This window comes from Nostoc sp. DSM 114161, assembly GCF_052692665.1.
Map to the genome: position 1 here is coordinate 6,229,557 of NZ_CP195141.1, position 15,984 is coordinate 6,245,540.

Genomic DNA, 15,984 nt, shown 5'->3' on the forward strand with positions numbered 1-15,984 from the left:
GTTGAAACGAATATTGTTCGATTGCTATCCACCGCCGCAACCACCACAACCACCACCACAACTACTGCCACAGCTGCTGCCACAACTACTACCACAACTACTGCCACCACAACCACTGCTACTACTACTAGTGCTAGTAGATACTGGTGTAAATATCTTCTTCAAGTCAGCAAACATATCATTTGGTAAAACTGTCGTACCCAAAAGAGCAAATGCGACTATGAGTTTGGGATCTGTATTGCTAATTGCTGTTAAGGGTTGTATTTGTTTGTGAAGTTCTTGGAGAATGCGATCGCCATAACGACTCCGATGGGTAGAACTTAGCAACAACCATAACGCAATAATACCGACAAAGATACACATTATGGTTAGATAAGCAACAGGCTTATGGCGAGAGATTCCTACACAAATCTTGGCCATACCCAATCCTAACAAGCCAGCTATTAATATTGTTGGGTAAGTTTTAACATTGAAAGATTGTTTCTGGTTCACTAAAAGACCAAGTTCGCGCAATCGCTCCCGAACCTCATCTGTTGCTTGAATAACCTGGCTGCGAATGGTATCAATATGTCCATCTAATGCAATGGCATCTGCGACAGCTCGCTCCACAGGATGAGATAACTTTTCTACAGATTCGTTTAAAGCAAGCATTCGTTTTTTTCTGTCTGCGATCGCGTATTGCTTCTGTACTAAACTGGCGATCGCAGTATCTACAACGTGATTTTTGCCATTTGCAAGGTAGGCAGTTTCATAGGCATCAAGATGTACGGGTTGTTTCACCGGATTGCCATCAGGTAGCCGCAGAAAATCTCGGATAAATAATGCTAGACATACTACAATAATTGACACCAAAAGGTAAAAATTTAAAAATTCCGGCCCTGTAAAGTTGAGTGAATTAAGCAGGATAGGAATGACTTGCCAGCAAACAACCCCAACTATTAAAACGAACAAAAGAAACGAAAATACTGCTTGATTTAGCTGCACCTTCGGTAAATAACTCAAAAATGACTTTGGGATAATCGAATTTTGTTCTTCGTTGGTTTGTGGAGAGTGCAAATCTTTTCCAAATTTCTCTTTTGGTTGAGGCCAGATATCTATTGGAGGAACCTCACCAAAAAAGTGTTTATAGCTTTCTAATGTTTTGTTATACCATTCATCAAACTTTAACCGCTCCGATGAACCTCCACGACCTGGTTCGTGATGCAATGGCATCTTTAGAATATTTGGACAAAACTCCTGCCAATACGAACGCGTATAGTTCAAGTGCAAATGCCAAACTCGATCTACTGAATCTGATGGTGTGACTGGATGACCTGCTGCAACTGCAATAAACGCGAATTTTTTGTATTCTTCAATCACCCTCTGAGTATAATCTAACGACCAGGAATTTTCCTTTGCCAATCGTTTGCTAAAAGTTAACTCGGAATCGGACTCATCTAATGAAAAAGCCTGAATTCGTTCGTATAACTCTAGTTGCTGCAAATTCATAGATTGGTTGTTTTCAAAGTTCAACATACAGTTTTGGGTAGTGGTAAAGATTTCAGAACGAGCATTCCAGCCAAAAGGCCAGATTTTTGATTTATCGTTGTGCAATACCCCATTCCTACATTGATTTCAGCGATTTTTTAGCTACCATAACAGCCACTTTCTGACCAGATATCAGCATCCTCCTTATTTATGCTTGCTACTCTACTTACATTCACATGAAGTATTTCTATTTTTATGAAATGACTGAATGAAAATGGCACTAATATTAGCTAAAACTATTGATTGAAAGTGCTTTTGGCTATGGGGTGTGGCAATTTCAAACAAATATTAGGGAAGTTCAGTGCGAAAATAGCGTTAGGGGTAACAAGGCTGATGGAAAAGTTTGTTGTTTAGGAGCATTCAACGAAAGGAAAAAGCAATGACGACAGTCAACTTGAAACTCAGACGCACCTCACAAGAGGGATTTTTAGTAATTCTGAGAGTGAAAAACTTGGAGGAAGAAACAGAAGGTTTGTTACCTCCATTACCCCCAGAACTAAAATCCTCCTTCAACCAATGGCAGTCAGCCTATCGTCAAATTGAAGCTGTGCGTTCTTGTGTTGCTCCCGCACCAGGGTTACGTATCGTACCCAAAACAGTGACTATTTATTCCCACGAAGAACACACAGTAGCAGTAAAAAAGTACCTCAATGAATGGCTGAATTCTTCAGAGAGTAGGTGGCGGCCAATTCGAGATAGATTAATAGCGATCGCACATCAATTACATCAGTCAAATGAAGAAATTTGCATCATCATTGATGTCAAAGATATAGATTTACGTCGCCTTCCTTGGCAAGAATGGGATTTATTTGAACAACACTATCCCCAAGTCGAAGTTGCCTTCAGTTCGCCGAAAAATGCCAATCAACTGAGAAATAAAGTAGTACCGAAAGCTAAAAATATCAGGATTTTGGTTGCTGTTGGTAGAAGCGATGGTATTAATACAAAAGATGATTTAAAAGTAATTCAAGAGCTAGAGGAAAATGGGGTAGAAGTAATCTGTTTAATGCAACCAACTCGAAAGGAATTGTCTGAAGCTCTTTGGAATGAACAAGGCTATCATATTTTTATTTTCACGGGACACAGTGGCAGCCAAAAAGATGGACAAATAGGTTGGATTGAGCTTAACGATAAAGATAGCTTGAGTATTGAAGAGTTTCAAGAAGCTTTAAAGCAAGCTATTTCTAAAGGTTTGCAGTTGGCAATTTTTAATTCTTGCGATGGTTTGGGATTTGCTCACCAACTTTTACAACTACATTTACCTCGGATTATAGTCATGCGCGAACCCGTGCCAGACTTGGTGGCTGTAGAATTTTTGAAATACTTTTTTCAAGAGTTTACTAATAATAACTCTCTATTTGCTTCTGCCCAAAAAGCACGTAAACGCCTAGAACACTTTAAATCAGAATATCCAGGTGCGATTTGGCTACCGACAATTTGTATTGAACCCAATATTGAATCATTGACTTGGGAAGTCATGTGTGGCAATAACCGAAAAGACCCTACTTATGAAACGCCACACAATTTCAGCCATACAATTAATAAAAATCTTAAATTGCGGTTATTAACTGGCTTAGTTAGTATAGTTTTCGTATGTATCTTATGGTTTGGCTGGAATGTAGTGTTGCCATTACCGCCGTCAGGAATATTTCTCTATGGAGGAAGTAGTTCTTGGGAACCAATTAGAGAATTAGTCGATAAAAAAATTCGAGCTAAATGGCCGCAATTTAACCTGATATACCATACACATCCTACTTTGAAATTAGGTTCGGCTACGGGAATCAAAATGTTATTAGAAGGTCAAATTTCCTTTGCCGAATCTTCACGACATATTAAAGATGATGAGTTTTTGCGTGCAGCTGGTTTGGGGATAAAGCTAAAGCAAGTGCCTGTTGCCATTGATGCGATCGCGATCGCTGTTCATCCTAGTTTGAATATTCCTGGTTTGAGTATAGACCAATTTAAAGGTATTTATACAGGTGAAATTACCAACTGGCAACAGGTGGGGGGCCCGGATCTTCAAATCACGCCCTATTCTCGTCCTGATGGTAGTGGTACAACTGAATTTTTCAAAGAAAATATTTTGGTAAACGATAATTTTGGCGCAAATGTTAAGTTGATTTCTACTACTAATCAAGCCCTAAAACTAGTAGGTAAAAATCTCAATGATGGAGCTATCTATTATGCTTCAGCTTCTGAGTTGATTAACCAATGTATTGTTAAAACTCTACCAATTATTCGGGAGCTTGGGAAAGTAATTGCTGTAAATAAGCCTGGAAATACACCAGGATTTAAGTGTCCTTGGGAAAATCACAAAATTAATATCGATGCGTTAACTAACAATGATTATCCGCTGACTCGTTACTTGTTTGTAATTGTGAAGAAAAATGGTCAAGATGAGGAAAAAGCCGGAGAGTTCTTCGCTAATTATCTGTTAAGCGATCGAGGACAAAATATAATTGAAAAAGCTGGGTTTCTTCGGATTCATTAAATTCTAATTATTTGATTTGTTTTTCTAAATCGGATCTGCCTTAGAGGTTGTTTGAAAAGTAGTTGGCTGTAATTTGAGGCACTTATCGATCCCCCCACTACACCCCTTCAAAAGGCTATGGTGTACACACAAGTCGAATTACCCCCCTTGTCAAGGGGGGAAACAAGAAAATCCAGTTCCCTCCCCTTGACAAGGGGAGGGTTAGGGTGGGGTAAAACCTTGGTTAATCAGCTATTTCAGACTTGTGTGTACACCGTAGCTTATAAAGGGGGAAACCGGAAAATCTAGTTCCCTCCCCTTTTAAATTTCTGAGGATTGGTTTAAGTAACTACTTTGTCTTGATTTTTGAGAACTGTCGATCGCGGTGATTTGCGTCCAGAGATATCGTGTAGTAAACCCATGAGTGCGGGTACGACGGTGGGAGTCAAAATGGTGGAAAAAGCTAGACCACCAGTTAAGACGATGCCTAAGCCTTGATACAACTCTGAACCTTGACCTGGTAGCACCGCCAAGGGTAACATTCCCAGGACGCTGGTGCCGGCGGACATGAAAATTGCGCGGAGGCGATCGTTTGTGGCATTGTATAGCGATGCATCATAATCTTCGCCTGCTTCTTGGAGCTGCAAGGCGCGATCGACCAGCAAAATGGCGTTGTTAACAACCACGCCTGTGAGGATTACAAATCCCAAAGCGGTAATCATATCCAGCGCCACATTCATTCCGGGAATTTGGTTGGCAATTACTAAACTCAATAATGCGCCACTCATTCCCATTGGTACTGTTGCCATAATTACCACTGGATAAAGGAATGAGCGATACAAAGCCACGAGTAACAAGTAAGTAATCAAAATTGAAAAGACAAATGCAGCGGCTAACTGACTGACAGTTGTTGCTAACTGATCCGCTGAACCCGCAAGTTCTAGCCGATAGCCTGTTGGCAGATTGGCACGCAAAGGAGCGAGAATTTCTTCTTCGGTACGTTCTACCAGCGTCGCCAGGGGAGCGTCGGGTGCAAGGGTGACTGTGAGAGTAATTGAACGGTCTAAATCAACGTGGTTGATGGCGTCGGCTCCTGTTGTTTCGACGACTTCGGCAACATCCGCTAGTTGTACTTGTCGTCCCCGCGCATACAGGGGTAATTGGCGCAGTTGTTCTGGGGTTTCCACAGCGGTATTTTGCAATTCCACTGAGACATCTAGTTCTTCTTTGCCATCAATGAAATCGGAAGCAATGCGACCACCCAATGCTGCTTCTACCATTGAACCGATTTCGGCTTCTGAAAGTCCCACTTCTGCGAGGCGTTCGCGGTTGGGAATTACTTGTAATTCGGCTGCACCCAAGACAAAATTCGATCGCACATTCTGTACTCCCTGGAGCGATCGCAGTTTACCAGTAATTTGCTTTTCTAAATCGCCAATTTGATTCAGGTCATCGCCGACGATATCGATTTCAAATTCTTTACCGGGATCGCGGAAAATAGAAATTCGCGTGGGGATGACAAAGCGGTATCCAGCAAAGTTACTGCTTTGGGCGCGTAACCGATCTACCATGTCGGCTAGTCCGCTGGTTGTGGCAAATTCTGGTTTTAAAATAGTTGAAATCCCGCGCAAAGCCCCAGGACGGTCAACGTACATAATCCGGTCAACTTCCGGTTGCGATCGCAAAAATTTTTGCACGGGTTGAGATTGCCGAATTGCTTCGGGGATACTAGTTCCCGGCAAAGGTTCTGCCCGCAACACTACTAAGTTACGATTTCCTTCGGGCAAGTAATCCGCAGGTGGCAAAAGAAAAATACTAGTCACGAGTAAAACAACGGGAATTGACAGTACTAACAACCTGCGACCAATGCGTTTGCGTCCCAGCGACCAACTGACAGTATTAGCAAGAAAGTTTTCTAGTTTACCTTGGAAATGGCGAAAAACAGCGGAGGTTTTAGCTACCATCCGCTCAAACCAATTACCACCACGGTATTCACCGCCCTGCATCATTTGTATGGCTTCTGATTGCTTGAGGAATAACCCTGATAGCATTGGTACTAAAGTTAACGCCGCAAACAGCGAAAAGATGGAAGAGGCAGAAAGAGCGATCGCCATATCGGTGTAAAGTTGCCCTGCTTCACCCGTTACCATAATTAGCGGTACAAACACTACTACGTTGGTTAAGGTGGAACCAAGCATTGCGCCCCAAACTTCTTGGGTACCTTCAATTGCTGCCCGCAAGGCACTTTTACCTTGCTGCATGTGGGTGAAGACATTCTCAATCACGACGATGGAGTTATCTACCACCATACCCACGGAAAATGCCAGTCCTGCTAAGCTGATGATGTTTAATGTCCGTCCAAGTGCAGACATGACAATAAACACAGCAATTGTACCGATAGGAATCGTAATTGCAATTACAGCAACAGTCCGCATTGAACCAAGGAATAGCAATAAAACAATGGTTGCTAGTAATGCTCCACTAATCAAATTCTCTCCAACGAAGCTTACCGATTGGTTGATGTATTCGCTCTCGTCGTAGTTGTAGACAAAGCGAATGCCTTGGTTTTGCCGATCGAACTCCGTTTGCAAGGCGGCAATTTCCCCTCGGATGCCTTTAGCCACTTCTGGTACATTCGCCCCGATTTGCCGAATTACACCAATGGCTACCCCAGGTTTGCCGTTAAACACCAAGGCACTATCTTGGGGTTTGCGTCCCATTTGTGCTTTTGCCACATCCCGCAAATAAACTGTACCGGATTGGTCGCGCCGCAGCACAAAGCCTTCAATTTCTGATAAATCCTGAGAACGGCTGACTGTACGTACTCGATATTCCCTGCGTCCTAAAATTAACGGGCCGCCGCGGATATCGCGGTTGTTTTCTTGTAAAACTCTGACTACATCGCCGATTGTGAGATTGCGATCGCTCAATGCCTTAGGATCGACCTTCACCTCAACTTCTCGTTCTTGTCCCCCCACTACTAAAAATTGTCCGGTTCCTTCCACTCGCCGCAAACGGGGAATCACCACTTCTTCGGCTAAATCTCGATAGCGGTTGGCATCCGGTTGAAATCCTTCTTTTGTATCAAAGGGAATCCACATCATCGGCGAAGTGTTACCACCTACCAGTTCTACGTTCGATTCTTGAGCTTCTGGGGGCAAACTTTCTACCTGTTGCAAGCGGTTGAGAACATCCACCACCCGTTCTTGCACATTGGCATCCTGAGCAAATTCCAGGGTGATGCTGCTGCGTCCAGCACGAGAAGTACTACTGATTTCTTGAACGCCAAGCACCTCCTCCATCTGTTCCTCGATGGGACGGGTAATTAGGTCTTCTACCTCCGTCGGCCCGGCTCCAGGATAGGTAGTTGTAATTGTAATTTCCGGGCGATCGCCTCCTGGCTGCAATTCTAGAGGTAACTTGAACAGCGAGAATACCCCAAACATTGCCACCAAGCAAAATAGAACGAAAGTACCATGTCGCCAGCGAACGGCAGTTTCAATAAAGTTCATAGTAATTCGTAATTCAGAAAGTAATATTTAAACTGAGTTTGTAGGCTTTTAAAGAAGAAAGGGTTAAAGGAGAAAGAGAAAAGGAAAATTTTTACCTCTATTCTTCCTCTTTAACCGAATTCTGCAAGAAGTTTATAAGAAGTGTTGGTACGGCCTATGTTTTAAGTTGGATCGACTATCTTTACAGGCGCACCATCTTGCAAACCGTCACCACCGCGTAGGACAATGCGTTGACCAGTACGTAAGGTGGGATGATAAATTGCGACATCTTTACCCATGTCAGCAAGCATTTCTACTGGAATTTGTTTGGCTTTGCCATCGGCAACGGCGAAAACTAACCACTGATTTTGGCGTCTGGTTAAGGCATCTCTTGATATCACAAAACTAGCGCGGTTTGAGGGGAGGTTGAGATTGCCTGCGATCGCCATTCCTGGTATTAATCCTGTTGGCGGTTTGTTAATTTGGACGCGCACGCGCTGGCGACGGGAGGCGGGATCGGCGGCAGGAACTACGGCGGTAATGGTGGCGCGTTGTTTCCATTGGGGTAAGGCGCGGGCACTGAGATCGATTGTCATGCCTGGGGTAACTGTGCCGCTGAGTTCTTCTGGTAACTCTAGAAAAATGTCGAAGCGATCGCCAGCTACTAGGGTGACAATTTGACTGGAATTTTGCACTAAATCGCCGCTACTGATATGGCGAGTTTGCACTATCCCCGATTCCGATGCCAGAATTCGAGTGCGTTGCTGTGCTAATTCGGCTTGGGCTAGGGCGGCTCTAGCTGCTTCTACGTTTGCTCTTTGGGCGGAAATTTCTTCTTGAATCGGCCCGGCTTTGGCTTCAGCCAGTTCAGCCTCGGCTTCTAAGCGTTCTCCTTGGATGTTATTTAATTGTGCTTGGGCTTCAACTAATAATCTTTGAGATAAAGCACCCTCTTTCACAAGGTTGCTGGTGCGTTTGAGATTATCTTGTGCTTCTAGTTCTCGCGCCTTAGCAGATGTGACCGCTGCTTGACGTTGGGCAATGATTTCTTTGCGAGTACCGACTTCCAAGCGTGCCAGATTGCTGCGTTGTTGTGCCAATTGCGCCCGTGCTTGGCTAATTGCCAATTGCTGATCGGTATCGTCCAAAAACGCGATCGCCATACCTGTTCGCACGCGATCGCCTGGTTGCACGAAAATTCTCTTGACAATTCCACTAGTTTGAGCGCGGAGTATTGATTGCTGACTGGCTTCCACTTGTCCTAAAAGCTGAACACTTCTTGTAGCCCGTCCGTTTGCCAAAGCGATGGTTTCAATTGCCTTTGGTGCTGGTGCTTGCTGCTGTTGTGCAACAGAAGAACGTGGTGCCCCACCAGGAGCCAGCATCCGCCACAGAACAATACTACCAGCCGCCACAAATAGAATCAGCAATCTCCAGAACCAACGTTTACCCGAACGAGCAGGTGCTAACTCAGAAGGTGCAGAACTATCTGATTGAGTTTCAACCTTTGAAACTTGAGCTTCAGAAGTATCCATATTCACAGTGAGCTATTAAGGGTTAAAGATGGAGTAAAAGAAAATGGGGATTGAGGATTGGGAAAACTCCTCCCTAGTCCTGTTGAATGTCACCTATTTAAAGGTCAATTATTTTGGATAAATGTAAAATTACATTACCTTTTTTAGAGTCTATGGAATAAATATGACAAGCAAATGTCAAAGGCAATAGCACATAGGGCATGGGGCATTGTAAGCCTTGAGTTCAAAGGTGGATGAACGAGTATCAAAGCCTCATTAATGGGGTTCAAAGCCTCATTAATGGAGTTCAAAGACTCATTAATGCAGTTCAAAGACTCATTAATGGAGTTCAAAGCCTCATTAATGGAGTCCAAAGCCTCATTAATGCAGTTCAAAGACTCATTAATGGAGTTCAAAGCCTCATTAATGGAGTCCAAAGACTCATTAATGGAGTTCAAAGACTCATTAATGGAGTTCAATAATGAATAAACGAGAAGCTAATTAACATTTCAATTCCATCTTTACGTCCCCGCATCTTCCCTATCTCCCCATCTCCCTATTTCCCCATCTCCCCATTTCCCTCACTCTCCCACTTCTACAATCAATTCTTGAACTCGATCGCGTGGTAGCCCTAACTCCTGACTGAGAGTAGCTTGAAGTTGGCTCATATCGGTGGTTGGAAATTCAAATACTATCGTTTTGAGGACTGAATTATTCGTTTTCACGTTTACCCGTGAAAATCCTTGTTGTCTAAGAATTTCCACCTCAATGGCTACTACTTTTTTCATCATTTGCCGTGCTGATTGGGTATCAGCTAGGAGATATTTTTTGGTGGTGCGGGAATGACTCAAAATTCGATCTCCAACAAAGCCGCTTCCCAGCCAAAAAACTAGCCCAATCAAGGGTAAGGACAACCAAAACACCAAGCCCAGCGATCGCAACACTTGAAAACGTCGAAGTTGCTGCATGGAAAGCATGAGATAGAATACTTACTGTTACTTCTGTGTTATTATTTCACCTTAAATCTTAAGGCTAGGAAGTAAACAAAGACAGCAAGTTAAGCAAATGGAATGTTGATCTTACTAGTAGAAGATGACCCATCGCAGTTAGAGCCGCTACGAGCAGCATTGTTAAAAGCAGGGCATATAGTAGATGCGCTGACTGATGGTGAAACGGCGCAGTGGTATGTTTTTCGCAAAGACTATGATTTGCTGATATTAGATTGGATGTTGCCTAAAGTCAGTGGCGTAGAATTGTGTCAAGTGTATCGACAGGCTGGTAAAGTAGCTCCCATACTCATGCTGACAGCGAAAGATACGGTTACAGATAAAGTCAGAGGTTTAGATGCTGGAGCCGATGATTACTTAGTCAAGCCCGTAGATGTGATGGAGTTATTGGCACGGGTGCGGGCACTAGGGAGGCGATCGCCAATGTGGCAAGGAGATATACTTACCCTGGGCGATTTGCAACTTCATTTATCCAATTTGATACTCGAACGCGGTTCCTTAACAACTCAACTTTCCAGCCGCGAGTTTCAACTCATGGAATATATGATGCGTCACCCCCGCCAAGTTTTATCTCACGGCCAAATTGAGCAAGCCCTTTGGAATTGGGGAGAAGAACCCGAAAGTAACGCAGTTACCACCTTAGTTCGCCGTTTACGCCAACGCCTACAAACTATTGGCATCAAAGATTGGATAGAAACCGTACATCGCATGGGGTATCGGTTAAATCCGCCAAATTAGAGAAGGGGGGCAGAGGGGCAGGGGAAGCAGGGGAAGCAGGGGAAGCAGGGGAAGCAGGGGAAGAAAAAACTAATGACCAATGACCAATGACCAATGACCAATGACTAATGACTAATGTTTGAACATAGCCGCCGTAATCTTGCTCACTGGTTTGCCCTGTCGATGGGTGGAATTTTGTTTGCCTTTGCTGGGGTGGGTTACTGTCTGAGTGTGGAAGAACAGTTGCGGGTTTTTGATGAGGAACTATTTTCGCAAAGTAAGGCTTTTACTGCTAAAACTGAATACTCGCTTTATCAAAGTCAATGGCAAAATCAGCGCCGCCAACAAACTCCTGTAGAAAACGGTGCATCGTTGAATGGTGGACTAGTGTACGCCCGATGGTATAACTCTCAGAAACAACTGGTGCAATTTATTGGTTCGTCTGGTAACAAACAATTGACTGCTGAACCAGGATTTCAAGCGCTGGAAACACCACTCAATTCAGATTTACCCAGCAAAACAACCTGGGTTCGCCAAGTTACAGTTCCTGTTTTGTCAGATAAGGAGCTAATTGGCTACTTTCAAACGGCGGTTCCGATGAACTCTTTACACAGTAGCTTGAACCAAGCCCGCTTGTTTCTCACTTTGGGGGTTCCTGTTACCTTTGGTGTAATTGGAATTACGGGTTGGTTTTTGGGCGGGTTGGCGATGCGCCCAAGCTTACGGGCTTATCAGCAATTGCAGCGATTTACAGCCGATGCTTCTCATGAATTACGCGCACCTGTGGCTACGGTATTGAGTAATGCCCAAGTTGCGCTGATGCCACCGGAAGATTTATCCGAACAAAGATTGCGGTTGCAAAATATTGCCGAAACTGCTAAATCCATGAGTACGCTAATTAATAATCTGCTTTTCCTGTCGCGTCATAATGGTTCGCTGACGGACACGATATTAAAACCTGTTGATTTGCGTGAAATTTTGAAATCCCTTGCTCAGGATTTTGCAGCTCAGGCTCCTACCCAAAACCTGAATTTCAATGCGCGATTTCCAGAACAACCCGTAATGTTAGAAGCTGATGCTAATTTGCTCAAACAAGCGGCGATTAATCTACTGACTAATGCTTTCAAATATACGCCAGCAGGCGGCAAAGTCGAATTACTACTTTTTACCCAATCTCACTGGGCGGTAATTCAGGTTAAAGACGACGGCATTGGCATTCCGACTGCTGATTTACCACATATTTTCGATCGCTTTTATCGTGTAGATACTGTTCGTTCTCGTGAAACAGGCGGCTTTGGATTAGGGCTGGCGATCGCTCAACAAATTGTGCAAGGATACAATGGCCAAATAACTGTTAAAAGTACAGTTGGTCAAGGTTCAACTTTTCAAATTAACCTTCCCCTTAAAGTTTGATGCTAAAAGATATCAGTGAATAATGTAGAGACGTAGCAATGCTACGTCTCTACATGGGTTCTGGATAACGCATATTTAATTTCTGGAGATGCCTAATTAAATAGGTACAATTCCAATACTGCTCGGTTAACCATTTTTAACTCGGCATTGGGTTTGGGGTAAAGGTTAAAGGTTTTTTCTTTCCTCTTTTCCCCAAAATCCGACAAGTATTGCGTACAATTCGCATTCTCTCATCAATGGAAACATAAAAATGCGTAGTATCATTATTTCAAGCTCCAGATTTGAGTCATGGGGTAAAAATTACGAATTACGAATTACGTAGCTTGCTTCTCACGCCTTGGCGAGTATTACGAATTACAAATTACAAATTATTGTGGCTATGCTATCAGTCAGCAATGCACAAGCAATTATCTTAAATTTGGCGCAGCCGTTGGATAACCAGCGGGATACAGAAGTTGTGGATTTATTAGCAGCCTTTAGCCGGATTTTGGCAGCACCTGTCACAAGTTCTCTCGATTTTCCCCATTGGGATAACTCTGCGATGGATGGGTATGCAGTCCGATACGAAGATGTGCAGCACTCTAGCGCCGAACAACCAACTGTTTTGGAAATTATTGAAGAGATTCCGGCTGGTTATCAGCCCAAGTCTACCATTGGGGCGGGGCAAGCAGCGCGAATTTTCACAGGTGCGGTGATGCCAGCAGGCGGTGATACTGTTGTGATGCAAGAAAAGACGCGGCGGGAAGAAAACCGCGTTTTCATCCTAGCCGCACCACAACCCCAAGAATTTGTCAGATATAAAGCGTCTTTTTACCAAGCTGGTACACAACTACTACCAGCAGGTATTAAGTTAAATGCCCCAGAAATCGCCGTGTTAGCAGCAGCACAGTGTCCGCAATTAAATGTTTACCGCCGTCCGCGCGTGGCAATTTTTTCTACTGGTGACGAGTTGGTAACAGTTAATGAATCTTTGCAACCGGGGCAAATTGTGGATTCTAATCAATATGCACTAGCAGCTTTAGTCAAAGAATGTGGTGCAGAACCATTGTTATTAGGCATTGTCAAAGATGAACCAGTTGCCTTGAGGAAAGTTATTACCGATGCAGCTGCGATCGCTGATATAGTTCTATCTTCCGGTGGTGTTTCAGTGGGAGATTATGACTATGTTGATAAAATTCTCGAATCAATAGAAGCCAAAATCCACATTCAGGCTGTAGACATTAGGCCAGGTAAACCCCTCACCGTCGCCACCCTTCGCACAGACAAGGGTTATGGCGTCTCTACCCACCTCCCGCTTTACTTTGGTTTACCAGGAAATCCTGCATCGGTATTAGTAACTTTTTGGCGGTTTGTGCTACCAGCCATCAAAAAACTTTCAGGAATTAAAGAAGGTTGGGAACCAGTATTTTTAAAAGTGCGATCGCATGATGAATTGCGATCGGATGGTAAGCGTGAAACCTATCTTTGGGGGAAATTACATTTAATTGATGGAGTTTATGAATTTCACAAAGCTGGTGGCAGCCACAGTTCTGGTAATTTAATTAATTTAGCTCAAACCAATGCATTAGCTGTTCTACCTGTGGGTAAAACATTAATTTCTCCACAAGAAGAGGTGGAAATTTTACAATTGATTACGCCTTAAAACCTATCTTCCGCACCCTAACAATCTTTTGGGACAATTGTTGCTAACTGTTCGATAGTGGTATTTTGCAAGAAGGTTGCTAAGGAAATATCTTTACCAAACTGCTGTTTAATTTGAGCCATTAAGTAAAGTGCTACAAGGGAATGACCGCCGAGGTCAAAAAAGTTATCTTGTACTCCTAGCTTGTCAATTTTGAGAATCTTTAACCACAGTTGAGTTAGAACTAATACCAATTCTCTATAAACTTGCACTAAATAATTTAATCTCTCTTCTTGCTATTTTCTTGGCGCTCTTCTCTACGAGACGCTAAGAGCGAACGAGAGGCTTCTCTACAAGACGCTACGCGAACGCGTTGGCGGAAGCCTCTCGTAGAGAAGGCGGTTCGTTAATCAAAAATTATGCGATTGAATGTTGGGATTGTTTGTGTAGCCGTTTCTTTCTGATTAATAGGTGGTGCAGGATTTTCCTGAGTGTTAGCTGGTAGAGGATTATTATTTTTATTATTTAAAGATGGTATAGTGCTATCTTGACTAACAATCTTTCTTCGGCAATCATCAACTATGATATTATTAGGATTACCTGAGATTCTCGCTAGAAGTGCATAATAATGCACTATATGATGTGGTGATTGAGATTGAGATTCTAATTTTCCTTCATTGTTGGAATAAGGCAGGGGGCAGAGGAGAAAGAGTTTGAGCCTTATTTACTTTTCTTCACATAGTTTGGTTTTATTGCACTGACTTACTTAACTGTTCGTCTACAACCAATTACCAACTAACACATAAGGCGCCCAGTAAAGAGGACGAATGTATTCAGAACTAGACAGCAGCTTTAATTGAGCTTCGCGTAAAGCTTCTGCTGTAGTTTTGCCAGTTATTAACTGATGGTAGAATTCACTAATAAACAAAGCAGTAGAGTCATCCCCAATCTGCCATAGCGACGCTAAAGTACTGCGTGCCCCAGCACGCAGGGCAACTCCCGCTAATCCTAATACAGCACGGTTATCTCTTTGTGCTGTTTCGCAAGCACTTAAAACAAGTAATTCCACTGGTTGTGTTCGTTTTTGCTCTCTACTTTTGAGCAAGGTATCTAATTCATTGACGTAGATGCGTTTATCGGCTGCTAAGATAAAAGTGTCTTTTGCTTTAGAACTAAATTGTCCGTGAGTTGCCAAGTGAACAACTGTAAAAGGTTGGGCGTTAATCGTTTTTCTTAAAGTTGTACTTTTGAAATTTTCATCCAATAATATCTTTGTTGATACGCCCGATTGCTGAATCAATTTCAGTTCAACCTTTACGTTGGGAAGCGGTGCAAACTTTTCATGCTTGGGTGGTTGCGACAGTCCTCCAGCAAGAGCGTTTAATCTTTCTTGGGCTAGAGGTTTGGGGGTAAATAGTTGCAATCCTGGGCTAATGGCTACAGCATACTTCTGAACTGGCGTTGCATAATAGAGGGATGAATTGAGGTCGTCTACTGTGCAATGTCCATACTGTAGGTCTACGAAAATACGGAAGAATGGAAAACGCAGAGGTAAACAAAATCACATTTGTACAAACTGCGACGTGCGTTCCGCCCCGCTTCGCTAACGCCAATTTATCGACGTGTACGATCCGCCCAAAGGATATTCAGAGGAACTGAAACAAGAATGCTTAAAAATGTACTTGAATGGCATGGGTTTTCGTGGGATAGAACGGGTTAAAGGTGTACATCATACGACGATCATTTATTGGGTTAAGCAATTAGGAGAAAAACTTTCAGATGTACCCAAAGAAGAGGAAATTCCCGAAGTTGGAGAATTGGATGAGTTGGAAACATTTATAGGTTCAAAAAAAACATAATTTGGCTGTGGACGGCAGTAAATCACTTTAATCAAGGAATTTTAGCCTGGGTTTTAGGAGATCGAAGTGCTAAAACATTTGAGCCATTGTGGGAAACCGTGAAACAATGGAAAAGCTATTTTTATGTAACAGATGGCTGGAAAGTTTACCCTATTTTTATTCCCAATGGAGACCAAATTATTAGCAAAACATACATGACAAGAGTTGAAAATGAGAATACCCGATTACGCCATTATCTTGCACGACTTCACCGAAAAACTTTATGTTATTCCAAGTCAGAAGAAATGCTGAGGTACTCAATTAAATTATTACTGCACTATTTGAAGTATCAAAACTTACCTGCATAAATTAATTCATCCCTGAAT

10 protein-coding genes and 1 pseudogene are annotated in these 15,984 nt (G+C 43.0%); 5 read left to right on the forward strand and 6 right to left on the reverse strand.

The features are described from left to right. Positions 1–24: 24 nt before the first annotated feature. On the reverse strand, positions 25–1,593 hold the full coding sequence (locus NSTC745_RS26315) for a TIGR04222 domain-containing membrane protein (protein ID WP_445633612.1): 1,569 nt from the start codon (positions 1,591–1,593) through the stop codon (positions 25–27). A 313-nt stretch (positions 1,594–1,906) separates the two neighbouring features. Here NSTC745_RS26315 and NSTC745_RS26320 point away from each other — a divergent pair, with 313 nt between their 5' ends. Further along, a complete protein-coding gene (locus tag NSTC745_RS26320) occupies positions 1,907–4,018 on the forward strand; it encodes a substrate-binding domain-containing protein (protein ID WP_445633613.1) in 2,112 nt (703 codons plus the stop codon). 320 nt (positions 4,019–4,338) lie between these two features. On the opposite strand, the gene NSTC745_RS26325 is transcribed toward NSTC745_RS26320, so the two are convergent. The 3 genes from NSTC745_RS26325 to NSTC745_RS26335 all read right to left on the reverse strand — a co-directional run bounded on the left by NSTC745_RS26325 (position 4,339) and on the right by NSTC745_RS26335 (position 9,970). After that, positions 4,339–7,509, reverse strand: a complete 3,171-nt coding sequence (locus NSTC745_RS26325) for an efflux RND transporter permease subunit (protein WP_445633614.1) — start codon at positions 7,507–7,509, stop codon at positions 4,339–4,341. 161 nt (positions 7,510–7,670) lie between these two features. Further along, positions 7,671–9,023 (reverse strand): efflux RND transporter periplasmic adaptor subunit, encoded by a 1,353-nt coding sequence (locus NSTC745_RS26330; protein ID WP_445633615.1) that lies wholly within the window; start codon positions 9,021–9,023, stop codon positions 7,671–7,673. Positions 9,024–9,583: 560 nt separating this feature from the next. After that, positions 9,584–9,970, reverse strand: a complete 387-nt coding sequence (locus NSTC745_RS26335; RefSeq protein WP_445633616.1) for a hypothetical protein — start codon at positions 9,968–9,970, stop codon at positions 9,584–9,586. A 102-nt stretch (positions 9,971–10,072) separates the two neighbouring features. On the opposite strand from NSTC745_RS26335, the gene rppA reads away from it, so the two are divergent. The 3 genes from rppA (at position 10,073) to NSTC745_RS26350 (ending at position 13,781) form a co-directional block, all read left to right on the forward strand. Then, positions 10,073–10,747, forward strand: a complete 675-nt coding sequence (gene rppA, locus NSTC745_RS26340) for a two-component system response regulator RppA (protein WP_445633617.1) — start codon at positions 10,073–10,075, stop codon at positions 10,745–10,747. Between the two features lie 114 nt (positions 10,748–10,861). After that, positions 10,862–12,139 carry a sensor histidine kinase gene (locus NSTC745_RS26345; RefSeq protein ID WP_445633618.1) on the forward strand — a complete coding sequence of 426 codons (1,278 nt, stop codon included), beginning with the start codon at positions 10,862–10,864 and terminating at the stop codon, positions 12,137–12,139. A gap of 379 nt (positions 12,140–12,518) precedes the next feature. After that, positions 12,519–13,781 (forward strand): molybdopterin molybdotransferase MoeA, encoded by a 1,263-nt coding sequence (locus NSTC745_RS26350; protein WP_445638689.1) that lies wholly within the window; start codon positions 12,519–12,521, stop codon positions 13,779–13,781. Between the two features lie 17 nt (positions 13,782–13,798). Here the strand turns inward: NSTC745_RS26350 and NSTC745_RS26355 are convergent, their stop codons facing one another. Both NSTC745_RS26355 and NSTC745_RS26360 read right to left on the reverse strand, forming a co-directional pair. After that, a complete protein-coding gene (locus NSTC745_RS26355; RefSeq protein WP_445633619.1) occupies positions 13,799–14,032 on the reverse strand; it encodes a phosphopantetheine-binding protein in 234 nt (77 codons plus the stop codon). Between the two features lie 506 nt (positions 14,033–14,538). Next, positions 14,539–15,309: a CHAT domain-containing protein gene (locus NSTC745_RS26360; protein ID WP_445638690.1), complete on the reverse strand. Its 771-nt coding sequence runs from the start codon at positions 15,307–15,309 to the stop codon at positions 14,539–14,541. On the opposite strand from NSTC745_RS26360, the pseudogene NSTC745_RS26365 reads away from it, so the two are divergent. Beyond that, positions 15,257–15,966: pseudogene (locus tag NSTC745_RS26365) on the forward strand (IS1 family transposase). The gene NSTC745_RS26360 and the pseudogene NSTC745_RS26365 overlap by 53 nt on opposite strands. Positions 15,967–15,984: the final 18 nt, after the last annotated feature.

Coding starts and splice junctions, on each gene's coding strand:
- NSTC745_RS26320 (WP_445633613.1), top strand. CDS start 1,907: ATGACGACAGTCAACTTGAAACTCAGACGCACCTCACAAGAGGGATTT.
- NSTC745_RS26325 (WP_445633614.1), bottom strand. CDS start 7,509: ATGAACTTTATTGAAACTGCCGTTCGCTGGCGACATGGTACTTTCGTT.
- NSTC745_RS26335 (WP_445633616.1), bottom strand. CDS start 9,970: ATGCAGCAACTTCGACGTTTTCAAGTGTTGCGATCGCTGGGCTTGGTG.
- NSTC745_RS26330 (WP_445633615.1), bottom strand. CDS start 9,023: ATGGATACTTCTGAAGCTCAAGTTTCAAAGGTTGAAACTCAATCAGAT.
- NSTC745_RS26350 (WP_445638689.1), top strand. CDS start 12,519: ATGCTATCAGTCAGCAATGCACAAGCAATTATCTTAAATTTGGCGCAG.
- rppA (WP_445633617.1), top strand. CDS start 10,073: ATGTTGATCTTACTAGTAGAAGATGACCCATCGCAGTTAGAGCCGCTA.
- NSTC745_RS26345 (WP_445633618.1), top strand. CDS start 10,862: ATGTTTGAACATAGCCGCCGTAATCTTGCTCACTGGTTTGCCCTGTCG.